The 12,377-nt window shown below is 55.4% G+C and carries 14 protein-coding genes and 1 tRNA gene; 3 read left to right on the top strand and 12 right to left on the bottom strand.

The features are described 5' to 3' along the window. Positions 1–23 precede the first annotated feature (23 nt). From SynSYN20_RS04475 to SynSYN20_RS04465, 3 genes are all read left to right on the top strand, one after another. Positions 24–1,157: an MFS transporter gene (locus tag SynSYN20_RS04475; protein WP_186524891.1), complete on the top strand. Its 1,134-nt coding sequence runs from the start codon at positions 24–26 to the stop codon at positions 1,155–1,157. 108 nt (positions 1,158–1,265) lie between these two features. Continuing rightward, positions 1,266–2,327: a fatty acid desaturase gene (locus SynSYN20_RS04470; RefSeq protein WP_186524890.1), complete on the top strand. Its 1,062-nt coding sequence runs from the start codon at positions 1,266–1,268 to the stop codon at positions 2,325–2,327. A 45-nt stretch (positions 2,328–2,372) separates the two neighbouring features. Then, entirely contained in the window at positions 2,373–2,747 is a 375-nt protein-coding gene (locus SynSYN20_RS04465) for a hypothetical protein (protein WP_186524889.1), read from the top strand. Positions 2,748–2,898: 151 nt separating this feature from the next. Here SynSYN20_RS04465 and SynSYN20_RS04460 read toward each other — a convergent pair whose 3' ends face one another. The 12 genes from SynSYN20_RS04460 to ftsH form a co-directional block, all read right to left on the bottom strand. Further along, complete coding sequence (locus SynSYN20_RS04460; RefSeq protein WP_186524888.1) at positions 2,899–3,387, bottom strand: hypothetical protein; 489 nt, start codon at positions 3,385–3,387, stop codon at positions 2,899–2,901. 91 nt (positions 3,388–3,478) lie between these two features. Further along, positions 3,479–5,917 carry a DUF3854 domain-containing protein gene (locus SynSYN20_RS04455; protein WP_186524887.1) on the bottom strand — a complete coding sequence of 813 codons (2,439 nt, stop codon included), beginning with the start codon at positions 5,915–5,917 and terminating at the stop codon, positions 3,479–3,481. Beyond that, a complete protein-coding gene (locus SynSYN20_RS04450) occupies positions 5,914–6,246 on the bottom strand; it encodes a hypothetical protein (protein WP_186524886.1) in 333 nt (110 codons plus the stop codon). Before SynSYN20_RS04450 ends, SynSYN20_RS04455 begins: the two co-directional genes overlap by 4 nt. 2 nt (positions 6,247–6,248) lie before the next feature. After that, positions 6,249–6,464, bottom strand: a complete 216-nt coding sequence (locus tag SynSYN20_RS04445) for a hypothetical protein (protein WP_186524885.1) — start codon at positions 6,462–6,464, stop codon at positions 6,249–6,251. Positions 6,465–6,862: 398 nt separating this feature from the next. Further along, positions 6,863–6,935: transfer RNA gene (locus tag SynSYN20_RS04440), tRNA-Ala, on the bottom strand. A 64-nt stretch (positions 6,936–6,999) separates the two neighbouring features. Beyond that, on the bottom strand, positions 7,000–7,623 hold the full coding sequence (gene lexA / locus SynSYN20_RS04435; protein ID WP_186525450.1) for a transcriptional repressor LexA: 624 nt from the start codon (positions 7,621–7,623) through the stop codon (positions 7,000–7,002). 54 nt (positions 7,624–7,677) lie between these two features. After that, positions 7,678–8,148 (bottom strand): hypothetical protein, encoded by a 471-nt coding sequence (locus SynSYN20_RS04430; protein WP_186524884.1) that lies wholly within the window; start codon positions 8,146–8,148, stop codon positions 7,678–7,680. After that, positions 8,145–8,393 (bottom strand): hypothetical protein, encoded by a 249-nt coding sequence (locus SynSYN20_RS04425; protein WP_186524883.1) that lies wholly within the window; start codon positions 8,391–8,393, stop codon positions 8,145–8,147. Before SynSYN20_RS04425 ends, SynSYN20_RS04430 begins: the two co-directional genes overlap by 4 nt. Beyond that, on the bottom strand, positions 8,390–8,560 hold the full coding sequence (locus SynSYN20_RS04420) for a hypothetical protein (RefSeq protein WP_170952885.1): 171 nt from the start codon (positions 8,558–8,560) through the stop codon (positions 8,390–8,392). Before SynSYN20_RS04420 ends, SynSYN20_RS04425 begins: the two co-directional genes overlap by 4 nt. A 3-nt stretch (positions 8,561–8,563) precedes the next feature. Continuing rightward, positions 8,564–9,316 (bottom strand): carboxylesterase, encoded by a 753-nt coding sequence (locus tag SynSYN20_RS04415; protein ID WP_186524882.1) that lies wholly within the window; start codon positions 9,314–9,316, stop codon positions 8,564–8,566. After that, positions 9,313–10,260 carry an ornithine carbamoyltransferase gene (argF, locus tag SynSYN20_RS04410; RefSeq protein ID WP_186524881.1) on the bottom strand — a complete coding sequence of 316 codons (948 nt, stop codon included), beginning with the start codon at positions 10,258–10,260 and terminating at the stop codon, positions 9,313–9,315. Before argF ends, SynSYN20_RS04415 begins: the two co-directional genes overlap by 4 nt. Positions 10,261–10,456: 196 nt before the next feature. Beyond that, on the bottom strand, positions 10,457–12,340 hold the full coding sequence (gene ftsH / locus SynSYN20_RS04405; protein ID WP_186524880.1) for an ATP-dependent zinc metalloprotease FtsH: 1,884 nt from the start codon (positions 12,338–12,340) through the stop codon (positions 10,457–10,459). Positions 12,341–12,377: the final 37 nt, after the last annotated feature.

The raw sequence follows: 12,377 nt of genomic DNA, 5'->3' as shown, positions 1-12,377 counted from the left end.
CTGCCCTGCCGCCCTTGGGGCTGATGGCCCTGGCCATCGGGGTGAGCGTGGCAAATCCCTTTTATTCCCAGTCGCTGCTGCCGGCGGTGCAGGGGGCGTTTGCGCTGCCCCCGGGCGCGGTGCTGCAGGGGCCGATGGCCACCCAGCTGGGCATGGCGCTGGGTTTTCTGTTTCTGCTGCCGCTGGGGGATGGCAGCGAGCGGCGACGCATGCTCACGCTGCTGGCCCTGGGGATGGCCCTGGCCTGTGGAGCGGTGCTGCTGGCGCCGAGCTTCGGGGTGCTGGTGAGCAGCTGGTTTGCTCTGGGCCTGGTGGCCCTGATCCCCTCACTGCTGCCCAGCTTCCTGGCCTCCTTCACGCCGGATGCCAGCAGCGGCAGGATGCTGGGCATCGTGCTAAGTGGGCAGTTCAGCGGAATCCTGCTGTCACGCAGCGTGAGCGGGGTGGCGGCCCAGCTGTGGGGCTGGCGCGCGATTTATGCCCTGTCGGCCGTGGCGATGGTGGGGGTGGCGCTGCTGTTCCGTAGCCGCCTGCCGCCCTTGCCGCCCACCAGCGGCGCGTCGTATTGGTCATTACAAAAATCACTGATAACGCTGTGGCGCCGTCATCCGCGCCTGCGCCGCTCTTGCCTGTCGCAGGGGTTGTTGTTCGGTTGCTTCATGGCGCTTTGGAGCGCGGTGGCGCTGCACCTGGCCGGACCACCCTGGCGTCTTGGGCCGGCGCTGATCGGTAGCTTCGGGTTCGTAGGGCTGGTGAGCATCGTGGCCGCCCCAACCATCGGCCGCTTGGTCGACCGGAAGGGGCCCGACCGCATCGTGCTAGCAGGGGTGCTGTGCACCGGTGGCGGTGTGCTGCTGCTGGGGTTGCAGGCGAGCGCTATTCCTGCCCTGGCCCTTGGGCTGATGGCGGTGGACCTGGGAGTGCAGTGCAGCTTTGTGGCCAATCAGGCCCGCATCTATGCGATCGATCCAGCGGCGCGCAGCCGGATGAGCGGCCAGCTGTTTCTGATCGCCTATTTGGGGGCAGCGGCTTGCTCAGCGGCGATCGCTACGTTCTGGGGCCAGTGGGGCTGGGGTGGCACCTGCGTCTTCGCAATCAGCCTGGTGGGACTAGCCGTACTAATCGAGCGCGGCAGCTGGTGGCCTGACAAGAACTGAGTTGGGTGGCTTTTATTGGACAGTTCTGGCCCCTGAAATCGTTAACCCTGGACAACAGGAAAAGGAGTCTAGACCGCATAGTTGTAGTGCCCAGTGAACGGTGCAACCATGGTGAAAGCAGATGGGACCTTGGATGGCCCTTCTCGCCCCCCGCTCCCTCCTGAGTCGGCCTGGCGAAAGCCATGGCTGGCATATGGGGTTTACTTCGGGTTGGGGGCGACGTTGTACCTGGCTTGCATCGGGCTGGAAGCCAGTCTCTTTTGGGGCTCACCCATCGCGGATTGGCTGGCCTTTGCCGCAGGGGTTTTTGCGCTGACCATCCTGAACTTCCAGCACGAGATTCTCCACATCCACGGCGATGGCCTTGATGGTGCGGAAGAAGATGCCTGGTTGAATCTCACCAGCCTAGTCACGGGGATGAATGCCCAGCAGTGGCAGACCCACTACAGCCATCATGCGTTCACGGGTGACTACCAAGGCCAGCTGATCCAGAAACGGTCCGCGAAGCCATCCCAGGAGAAGCCAGAGCTGCTGAGTGATGGTTCGATTGATGTGGGCAAGCTGGTCGATAAGGATCTGGATGACTACATCGGCCTGCTGCGCCGCGATGGGATGTTGCGCAGCTTCACCCGTTTGGCTCTGCCACTGCGAGCTTTGATCACCACCCTTCCGTTTTTGATCACCATCCCCGCCTTTCACCTGTTGATGGTGGGGATCAGCACATATCGAGCCCTGAGTCAGCACCAATGGCTGCAGGCCCTATTGCCGGGCCTGGGGCTTGGCCTGCTTGTTGCCCTCACCGGTGTGCGCTGCGCCCTGATCACCAGCGTCGTGTTCAGCACGATGTTCATGGTCCACATCGCGGCGTTCCATATCCCCACCTCAGCGGAGGGGAAGGGCTACAGCTACTGGCAGCAGCAGGTGCTACAAACACGCAATTTGGCCCATGCGCGCTCCCCGATCATGCGCATCGTCACCTGGTACGGGAGCTACCACCTGGGCCATCACCTCTGGCCGAAAGTACCGATCCCCAATCTTCCGGAACTCGAAGCCCTGGCACGCGGCTACGCCAGCCAGTGGAACCTGCCGGAAGAGGAGCAGGAACAGAGTTTGGCGTCTGGCCTGAAGCTCTGGATCCAGGAAGCCTGGAGCCTGGCTGGCGTGGGTTGAGTCGAAGGGATCAGGCAGTTGGTTCCTCGCGGCCGGTGCCGATGCGTGTGGGTGGGTCGCCGCTTCGCTGATCTCCCTGGATCAGCCTGCTGGTCGACGAGCCGGCAGCGGAACTGCCTGCCCCATCTGCGCGCCGCCGCGGAGGTCGCCGCGGATGAGCTAATCAATCTGTTCACCTACGCCCAGGCGCTGCTGGGCTGTTCGTTCATCTTGTCCCGAACAACGGACTCAGCACAGCCTTGGCGGCTCAGCCATGCAGAAGTTGCATCACTGGATCAGACGGTCACGCCTCCAATACTTCGTCCACCCCCAGCGCCACCGCAGCCGTCCAGCCGGACGCCTCCAGCGCTCGCGCCGCTGCGCTCATGGCTTCTTGGGACAGGAGGGGTGCAATCAACCGGGCACATGGACAGGTCTTGAATCACCCCACTTAATATTAGCTAGGAAGGACCCACTCATAAACATTGACTCTTGTTTTGGAAATTAATGCGCTAGATATCCAATACCGCTTACTTAGTCATACTTGATGCAGAGGCTCTTATCCTGAAATAGCACCTCGAACGATCGGGATTTAACCAATCAAACCCATAGTATTCGAAAAGAGGGAATCGGATTCTTGGATCAGTGACCCTGTAATTAGAATATCGTCAACATTGACACGTTCCTTGCTAGCAGACATTGACCCTCTAAATCGAGCTTGAACTTCTCCGCCAACCCAATCATTTAGATCGATAGATTCTTCAATCCAAGTATTTTCTTGATCTTGGTTGCCTCTAAGGATTGCAACACCTTCTTCCCAATTTTGGCCATCTTGCGAGAGATCTAATGCAACAAATTCACCTCTATCAAGGTTGCGTTTAATTCGCCAATCAAAAGTCATCTCCGCAGATGAGACGGCAGTGAGATCAATAAGCTTCGATGTAATCGAGCCATTTACGATGCGGCCATTGAGTTCACCAGACCAGCCACCGCCATTTTTGAGCATTGCGCTAGTGGCCTCGTAAAGCGCCTCCATGCCATTGAATTGCGGATTGGCAAAGACTGCGCGGATTTCTCCCATGGTTGCTGTGAGATTTCAGCAGATAGTTGAGGAAAAAACAGCAAAGAAGATCAGGAGGAGTGCTCATCAGCACTCCCAAGCACTGGTCTCGTTAACAGACCAGCTCTGACACAACTCCCTCCTGCTCTAGGCGTTTCATCACTCTTCGGCACTCTGTGCGGCTCAGGTTCAAATTCCGGGCAGTGCACCATTGAAGAATCAAATCTTCGTTGCGACATCCAGCCTTCATCGCGGCCTGAACACGCGCGGTGCATGTGCTCGGTGGAGGGTGTGGAGGGTTATTTTCACCACCTTTCTCTATAGAGACAGAAACAACATCTTCAGAACCATTGAAGTGAGGCTGCCCTGAACTATCCATACCCTCCACCTTTGATCCAGAACCATTGCAATGGCTTTGATCTGGAGGTGGTGGGTTGGCCTCTGAACGCTCCACCGGTGGTGGGTTGGACCCACCACCACCACGTTTGATCCCAAAGAAGTCAGCCCAATCAACATCCTTAAGCGGCTTGATGTCGTACACGGTGCAGTGTTTGGTGGAGCGTTTGTGGAGGGTTTGCCGGTAACCCTCCACCCTCCTCAGCTTTCGACCGAACCTGGTATTACTCATCGGTTTGCGCCCTTCTGCCTCACACCATTCGCGGTAACGGACATAGAGATTCCGCGCGGGGATTTCTTTAATTCCATCCGGATAAATTTCAATCAGATACTGCAGCCATGGGTTGGCATCAAGTTGCGCGTCGACGGACGCCGCTCCCAGGCTTTCCACTTCGCCTGCACCGGCAAATGCCTGTGCCATCTCCTCCTCGCTCATAGTCATGGCCCACTGGTAAATCCCAGGAAGCTCTTCCATAAGCTTTTGCTTGAGGTGCGGATCCTTGTTGCTAACCGAAAATGGAATAGAAAAAGTAATAATCCTGCGGGACATTCCTTCCACCCCGCCATCATCAGCAACACGCGGCTGGTCATTATAAAAACGCCAGATCACGCATCCCAAGCGGGCATCGCACTTGTTCTTGTATTTGATCCAGATCTGAACCGGTTCATTGCTAACGATGCTGTTGAAGCATCCAGGATCGGTCACAATTCCAGAGCTATCGAAATCAATCGCGGCCTTCTTATTCAGCAAGCTGGCCAATGAATCCGGGTCACCAAACATTTTGGATCTAAGTGTCCCAACGCCATGGCTCCCGCCATTCAGTGCCCGCAACACCTCGGATGTCACGCCCTTACCGCATCCCTTAGGGCCGCCAACATCAAAGGCAACTTCATAAGGGAAAGCCGCATCAACTGGCTTAGAACAAATCGTCCAACGGAATGCGGCCCTAAGCACATTCACAACAGCTGGATCGGGCGTGCCATCAGCTTTGGTATAGGTTTTCTTGATGAAATCAAGCCATTGGGGACACTCTGCTTCTGGGTCATAATTGAACGGAAAGCAAAAAGTGAGCCGATCGGTTTGCCGGTGACCAGACAACAGCTGATTAGTAGTTAAATCAAGAGTGCCATTGGAAAAGGCCACCAGATTTTCGTTATCCCAATTCCTGGCCTCTAAATAGGCTGTGATCTGGTCATGGATGGAGTTCATGCGGCCATTGCCGCGGGTATGAAAGTCGTGTTCATCCATCAGCTGATGGATGGGCCTCATGAGGGGCTTACGGTCTTCCATTCGGCTCCAATGGTTGCCAATCCATTCGTACGTGCCAAAAGATGGATGTTCGGCGTAGTGCTCTTTTAAGACCGTGCTGAATGGTGTTGCGATGTAGTGAATGTTGCTTGGTTCTGGCGTCCAGGTAAAAGTAAAAAAGTACTTTTTCTTCTTTTTATCAAAAATCCACTCACCAGAGGGCTGGGCAATCTTGACCAGCCGGTACAAAGCCTCGAGCCCGTGACGCACCATGAAATCATCAGCACCATTCTTGTCACCATTGAGTTCACAAGGAAGTTGAACAACTTTGGGGATAAAGGGATGACGAGATTGATCTGCAAGCCATTTGCATAGTGCAACGAGTGCCGCCCGAATCTGAGGTTTGAGAGTCAGGTCTGAGTCAAAAACCACATACACATCTCGTTTCCAATCAATCACCTCGAGCTCAGGAATTGGCTGTGAGTCTCCCGACCGCTGGTCTTTCCAGCACCAAATACCAGACAAGCCAATGGCTGGAACGTCATTGAAATTCAAGCAATCAGTCTTTTTCTCTCCCTCAGTAATGAACAAGTTCCGCCCTGTTCCAAGGTGGCCTTTAGGGAAAAGTGGGCTGAAATAAGGCCTGCAGCCAGCTTTTGCAGGACTGAGATACTTGGGAGATCCGTCCTTGAATCCGCGTGGCTTTAGGCGATAAAAGTCCTTGCCGTTGTGCTGATAGGGCTTGCCATCAGGGTCGCAGTACGGAACAAGCCAGCCCTCCTGCGCATGTCCAGTAAGTTTCTTTGCCTCTTGAATAGTGACGCTGCAGTAGCCAAGCTGATCATGGATCTCTGGAGGTAGCCCAGAGCCAACAAGCTCTTGAACAAGCTGGGGATCATTGATCATGATTCTTCCCCATAGCGTTCATCAAGGGATGCCCAAATACTGCGGATCCAGATCGCAGCTGCAATGACGCTGGCTTCATCTAGTCCGCCTCTTTCTAAGGACAACGCAACCAAACAACGGGCAATGTGCGCCATTGTTTCTCTGCCATAACCAACAAAGGGATCAGGATTGGTACCTTTCTCCTGTGCTTCTAAATCCATCTCGCACAGGCGTTCAAGCACCAATTCCTGTGCGCTGGTCGTTGGATGAGGGACGTGCTCCTGAAATAGAATAAACAAATCGATATTGGGCCTTTCGCTATTGCCGTAGCGGGGGTCTTTTTTTTGCACGATCAACCCTCCTTTCTTACAAGAAGACCGCGCTGATTGAATGCACTACGTACGTTTTCAACGTTCCAGGTGATCGATGAATTGCGGCTCGGACCGAGGTTGTAATCGCGTCCGTTTTCTAAAAATCCACCAGCGATATCGCGGCGGCGCTTGAGCGTGTCGGTTGAGACGCCGAGCTGTTCAGCAGCATCAGGGGTGCGCTTCCAAGGCGAAGTCATTGTTGTCAATTAACAACGAAATCCAATACCGGCTATCTGTCCACGATCCGGCTGGTTGATCCCGTTTTCTCTCGTCTGCTTATCAAGCCCAGGGGGAAAGCGTTCCCGAGTCCTGTGACACTGACGTCTCCAACCGTTTCACCTGGTGCACCAGCAGACCGTCAGCTGCTCTAGTGACTTGTAGAGCCTGCGGCGATGGGTGATCATCGTGATTCCACAGACGAATCGTTAAATCGAGAAAATTCGAGTTTCGACTAAATCAAGCTACATGCTGTGGCAAGTAACTGCAAGATTCAAGATCACCACCACTTGTGGTGGAAAAGGTCAAGCAACCAGACTACCTGAAATCAGACTTAAGAATCAGACTCACTCACCAGTCTCAGGGAGTGAGATCCCAATGGAGCCAAGCGGATTCGAACCGCTGACCCCCTGCATGCCATGCAGGTGCTCTACCAGCTGAGCTATGGCCCCATTAACAACTACAAAGCCCGCAGGCTTGTTCGCTGTCGTGGCGAAGCTTACACCGCCATGGAGCTCAAACCTGGCGCCACACCGCCATTAATTTGCCCTGCACCTGCACCTGCTCTGCCGGCAGCTCAATGGGGTCGTAAGCAGGATTCGCCGCTTCCAAGCGCACCACACTTCCATCAAGGTGAAAATGCTTGAGGGTGGTGCCACTGCCTGCCACCAAAGCACTCACAATCGTGCCCTGACGTAAGCGACCCGGCTCTTGCACAGGTTCCATCAGCACCACATCACCATCGGCGATGTGGGCATCCACCATCGAATCACCATTCACAGTGAGGGCAAACAAGCCCCGGGTTTCGAGCACGGGAGCCAGATCAAGGTGTTCCTGCACATCGTCGAAGGTTTCCACCAATCCACCTGCCGCTACAGCGCCAAGCACCGGAATACCCGACGCCACATCCCCCAACAATTGCAAGGTGCGCGCTTGTCCCTCCTGCCAAGTGAGCCATCCCTTCTGCTGCAAATGGCGCAATCGACTTTGCACAGGAGCGGGGGAACGCAGCCCCATCGCCTGCATCATCTGACGAATAGAGGGGCTGTGGCGATGGCTACCGATGTAGTCCGACAGCCAGTCGTAAAGCTCCTGCTGAGCAGTGGTGAGCGGCTCGGGGGATCCAGTGGTCACCGGGATGATCCAATTCAGTCAATACATATGTACCTATTCCTAAGAGTTTTGGCAAGGGGCTCAGGGATTGGGAACTTGTGCACAAATCCAATTCACCTTGGATGCCGTTCCCTGTCGCCCTGGGTAAACACTCCACCCTCCCTGTTGATCCTGGCGTTCCAACACCCCCTCAAGACACTGGGCGCGCATCGACAACTGGCGACTTCCCCAGGGATTGCCATCCCCTTTGCGCATCAACAACAAAGCCGTAAAGGTCACAGCCTGATCCCGCCGGCGAGGGTTACGCAGATATTCAGCCGCGTCGATCTTTGGGGATTGCATCGCCTCCATAAACGTCCAATCCGATGGTGCAGACGTTTCCTGATCCATCATTTGCTGGCGTACCTCACTCCAAAACTTGGGCTCAGGTTTTGGCGCCCAGCTGGCATGACTCGGCCATGCAGAAGCCAACGAGACGGCAGCAGCCGTAGATCCAGTGATCGCCATGGTTCGCAATCCAACCGAGATTTTCAGCCTGGAAACAATGCTCATACGTTCTCCTGATTGACGTTTTTTTGCTTGATCAATTCCGCCAACATTTCCAATTTGGCGTTTTCGGATTCAGAAGCACGTGTTGCCATCCAGGCACTGGAAGCCTTGAGCTGAGCGAGTTGCTGTACCAAAGAAAGAGCTGTTTCTCGAAGGGTGTCGATGTCATCGCACTCACGGATGAACCGGCCCCACTTTTCGAGCTCAAAGGACTGTTCCAAGCCTCGCTCGATCGGGTTCATGCTCATGCGCTTTGCTCTCTCTGCTCCTGATCCTGCCGCTCCTGCTCGAGCAAGGGATCTGGCTCACCGTTGCAGATCGCTTGAGCCCTGCGATAAAAGCCGCTCTCACGGTCACCGGCCGCCTCTAGGGCTTCCAAAACCCTTTGCCAATTGTCTCGTTCGACTTGATCCATGTTTCAAGTTGACGTTGAAAAAATCTTACGTAAAAAGTTGAGACTGAGATCACGCACCACCATCCATTCAGCATCCACCGTGATCGCATGCCCACTGCGCTCTAACCAGCAAAGCTCTCGAGGAGAGGACTGCACATTGCGCATCAACAGCTCAATGCCACTGGCTGAAATCACCTTGTCGCGACGACTCGCAATCACCATCAGCGGTTGCTGAACCTTGGAGAGCTGCTTGCGCGTGCAGGAGATGAGATCGAGCACGCGAGCACTGGTGGCAACGGGATAGCGGTCATAAGACCAAAGCCGCTGGGCCGCGATCGGATCAAAGAAATCAGAGGCGGGCTTTGGCAGCGATTGCGTGAATCGGATCAGCAAAGGGGCCAAAAAGCGGCGGGGGTCTCCGCTGCGAATGGGGGGTGAGTACAGCAAAAGAGCCTTAATTTGCGGGTAACGCAACGCCAGTTGCAGGCTCAAAATCGACCCCAACGACAACCCTGCCAGCACCACTGTTTGCCCCTCTACTAACAGACGAGTGATCAAGGCATCGAGAGGGTCGATCCACTGCTGTGGCTGCACCTCCATCAAATCGCTGAGGGTGGTGCCATGACCAACGAGCAGGGGAACTTCCACGCCGTAGCCCTCGGCATTGAAGGCAGCAGCGAGAAGCTCCATCTCAGAAGGCGAACCGGTAAATCCATGAATAAGAACCACCGTGATCGCCCCTCCAGGCAGGGAAAACGCCTGGGGCGATGCGCTCACAAACCACCCAGCAAAACAGCGAGGAGCGCCTGCTGGGCATGCAAGCGATTCTCCGCTTGGTCAAAGATCCGGCTGGACGCACTCTCCATCACCCTGGCACTGATCTCCTCATCGCGATGGGCAGGCAAGCAGTGCAGCACGATCGCTTTGGGATCCGCTTCTGCCAGCAGGGCCTCGTCCAAGCAAAACCCTTTGAAGGCCTGCTCCCGCTCCGCCTGCTCCTCCTCCTGGCCCATCGACGCCCAAACATCCGTATACAGCGCCTGGGCGCCGCGCACCGCCGCCACCGGGTCGCTGGTGACCTCAATCTGAGCGCCAGCAACGGCAAGGGCTCGGGCTTGATCCAGCACCCCGGGAAGGGGCTCAAAACCATCGGGACAGCCGATGCGCACATTTACGCCGAGCAAGGCACCGCAGAGCATCAAGGAGTGGGCCACGTTGTTTCCATCTCCCACATAAGCGAGGGTTTGGCCTTGCAGATCACCAAAGGCCTCCTGCATCGTGAGGAAATCAGCCAAGGCCTGACAGGGATGTTCGAGATCCGTGAGCGCATTGATCACCGGAATCGAAGCCCAGTAGGCGTAATCCACGAGCTCCTGTTGGGCATAGGTGCGCACAGCGAGAGCGTCGCAAAAACGGCTCAAGACCCTGGCTGTGTCTTCTAGGGGTTCACCCCGACCGAGCTGGGTGACCTGGGGATTGAGATCAACGGTTTGACCACCGAGGCGGGCCATCGCCACTTGAAAGCTCACCCTGGTGCGCGTGGAGGCCTTGGTGAAGATCAACCCAAGCACCCGATTGCCGAGATCGATGCGCCGGTCACCAGACTTCAGTTGGCGCGCAAGGTCGAGCAGAGCCTGGGTTTCCTGCGCAGAAACGTCTGCAGACGACAGGTAATCACGCCCGCTTAAGGAGGTGAGAACAGCAGCAACGCCCTTATCCATGCCAGCGGCTTCAAAGGAGTGTTATCGGGGATGAAAGGGCTGCTCGTCAAGCCTTCCTGCCCCCTTCGTGCTGGAACCGATGCTGTTCGCGGCGGCTGGAGCTCAGCGAACACACAAAAAAACTGCCCCCTTCAGGGGGCAGTTCATGCAGCGAGTCAAAACAAAAAGGAAGCAGCTCTAAAGTCAGAGCAGGGACCTAGGCCGCAACGGATTGCTCTTCGGGCATCACACTGGCCGAGAGCATCTCCCTGAGGTCATCGCCTTCGATCACTTCTTTTTCAAGAATTTTTTGGGAGATCGTTTCGAGCAACGCCATGTTTTGACGCAGGATCGACAGAGCTTGGTCGTGGGCACGGTCCACTAAGCCACGCACTTCACGATCGATCGCTTGAGCCGTGGCATCACTCACCGCGCGGCGGGGATTGTTATTTCCGCCAAGGAAACGACCACCGCCCTGCTTGTCATAGGCAAGGGGACCGAGGGTGTCGCTCATGCCATAGGTTCCAACCATCTGCTCAGCGATATCGGTGGCGCGCTGCAAATCATTGGCAGCTCCTGTCGTGATTTTGCCGAAGACAATTTCCTCTGCAGAGCGACCGCCAAGAAGGGTGGCAATCTGACCTTCCAAATCTTCGCGAGAATTGAGGAAACGCTCTTCGGTAGGGAGTTGCAGGGTGTAGCCAAGGGCACTCATGCCGCGGGGCACGATCGAAATCTTGGCCACTTTGCTGCCGCCTGGCATGAGGTGACCCACGATCGCGTGGCCAACCTCGTGGTAAGCAACAACCTTTTTCTCGTCGTCTTGCATTACCCGGCTCTTTTTCTCAAGGCCGGCAACAACCCGCTCAATGGCTTCATTGAGGTCGCCCTGAACCACTTCTTTTTTGTAATTACGCGCCGCCAGGAGGGCTGCCTCATTCACCAGGTTGGCGAGATCGGCACCGGCAAAACCACTGGTCGCTTGAGCAATTTTGTCTAAATCGACAGCATCAGCAAGTTTTACTTTTTTGGCGTAGATCTCAAGAATTGTTTTACGACCAGAAAGGTCGGGACGGTCCACGAGCACCTGACGATCAAAGCGACCAGGACGAAGTAGGGCTGCATCTAAGACTTCAGGCTGGTTCGTAGCAGCCAACACGATCACAGGCTTATCTGTGGAGGCAAAACCATCCATTTCGGTGAGCAGTTGATTCAGCGTTTGTTCACGCTCGTCATTACCGCCAACCACACCCATCGAACCTGAACGGCTCTTACCGATCGCATCGAGTTCATCAATAAAAATGATGCAAGGAGCGTTCTTTTTGGCCTGTTCGAACAGGTCACGAACCCGAGCAGCACCAGCTCCCACAAAGAGTTCTACGAATTCAGAACCGCTAATAATGAAGAAGGGAACACCTGCCTCACCAGCCACGGCTTTGGAGAGCAACGTTTTACCTGTACCTGGAGGGCCAACAAGCAACACACCCTTGGGAATGCGTGCGCCAATCTCGGTGTAGCGCTCAGGTGTTTTTAAGAAGTCAACAATTTCATTGAGCTCATCCTTGGCTTCATCGACACCTGCCACGTCGGCGAACGTAACCCGTGATTGCTCATCAGGCACATACACCTTGGCTTTGCTCTTGGTGAAATTAAGTGCACCTTGAGCTCCGCCGCCGCCCATCGAGCGACGGGCAAAAAACTGCAAGACAAGAATGAAAATTAGCGGGGGGACAACCCAGCTCAAAATCGTGGTGAAAATATTGGGTTTCTTGGGCGGAGCAGCAGCAAACTCAACGCCTTTGCTTTCCAAGCGTTGGGGAAGATCCATATCGAAGATCGGCGTGGTTGCGAGCACGGAGGGGGCACCCTCCTCAACCTCACTGAGCTCATAGCGAATCTGATCTTGGGTAATGAAGGCGCGCTTGACCGCCCCATCGTTCACCTGATCAATAAAAAGTGAGTAAGGCACCCGAGGCACCTGCTGCATGCCTTGGTTGGGGATGAAGCTGCTGAGCAGCAACAACACTCCGAAACCGATCAAAACAAGATTGATGATTCCGAAGCGCCGATTAGGGCGATTGTCGTCTTCTCGAATCGCCATGAAGCTGATTCCCAATTGCGCACCAAACTAAGTCGGT

Origin of the sequence: Synechococcus sp. SYN20 (genome assembly GCF_014279555.1) — a bacterium.
GTDB lineage: Bacteria > Cyanobacteriota > Cyanobacteriia > PCC-6307 > Cyanobiaceae > Synechococcus_C.
The sequence above is the reverse complement of the archived record's forward strand: the minus strand, read 5'-3'. Positions and strand labels throughout refer to the sequence as shown.

What these genes read in the sequence shown, in the direction of transcription:
- SynSYN20_RS04475 (WP_186524891.1), top strand. Translation starts at nt 24, where the DNA reads ATGGCCCTGGCCATCGGGGTGAGCGTGGCAAATCCCTTTTATTCCCAG.
- SynSYN20_RS04470 (WP_186524890.1), top strand. Translation starts at nt 1,266, where the DNA reads ATGGTGAAAGCAGATGGGACCTTGGATGGCCCTTCTCGCCCCCCGCTC.
- SynSYN20_RS04460 (WP_186524888.1), bottom strand. Translation starts at nt 3,387, where the DNA reads ATGGGAGAAATCCGCGCAGTCTTTGCCAATCCGCAATTCAATGGCATG.
- SynSYN20_RS04455 (WP_186524887.1), bottom strand. Translation starts at nt 5,917, where the DNA reads ATGATCAATGATCCCCAGCTTGTTCAAGAGCTTGTTGGCTCTGGGCTA.
- SynSYN20_RS04445 (WP_186524885.1), bottom strand. Translation starts at nt 6,464, where the DNA reads ATGACTTCGCCTTGGAAGCGCACCCCTGATGCTGCTGAACAGCTCGGC.
- SynSYN20_RS04430 (WP_186524884.1), bottom strand. Translation starts at nt 8,148, where the DNA reads ATGAGCATTGTTTCCAGGCTGAAAATCTCGGTTGGATTGCGAACCATG.
- SynSYN20_RS04425 (WP_186524883.1), bottom strand. Translation starts at nt 8,393, where the DNA reads ATGAGCATGAACCCGATCGAGCGAGGCTTGGAACAGTCCTTTGAGCTC.
- SynSYN20_RS04420 (WP_170952885.1), bottom strand. Translation starts at nt 8,560, where the DNA reads ATGGATCAAGTCGAACGAGACAATTGGCAAAGGGTTTTGGAAGCCCTA.
- argF (WP_186524881.1), bottom strand. Translation starts at nt 10,260, where the DNA reads ATGGATAAGGGCGTTGCTGCTGTTCTCACCTCCTTAAGCGGGCGTGAT.
- ftsH (WP_186524880.1), bottom strand. Translation starts at nt 12,340, where the DNA reads ATGGCGATTCGAGAAGACGACAATCGCCCTAATCGGCGCTTCGGAATC.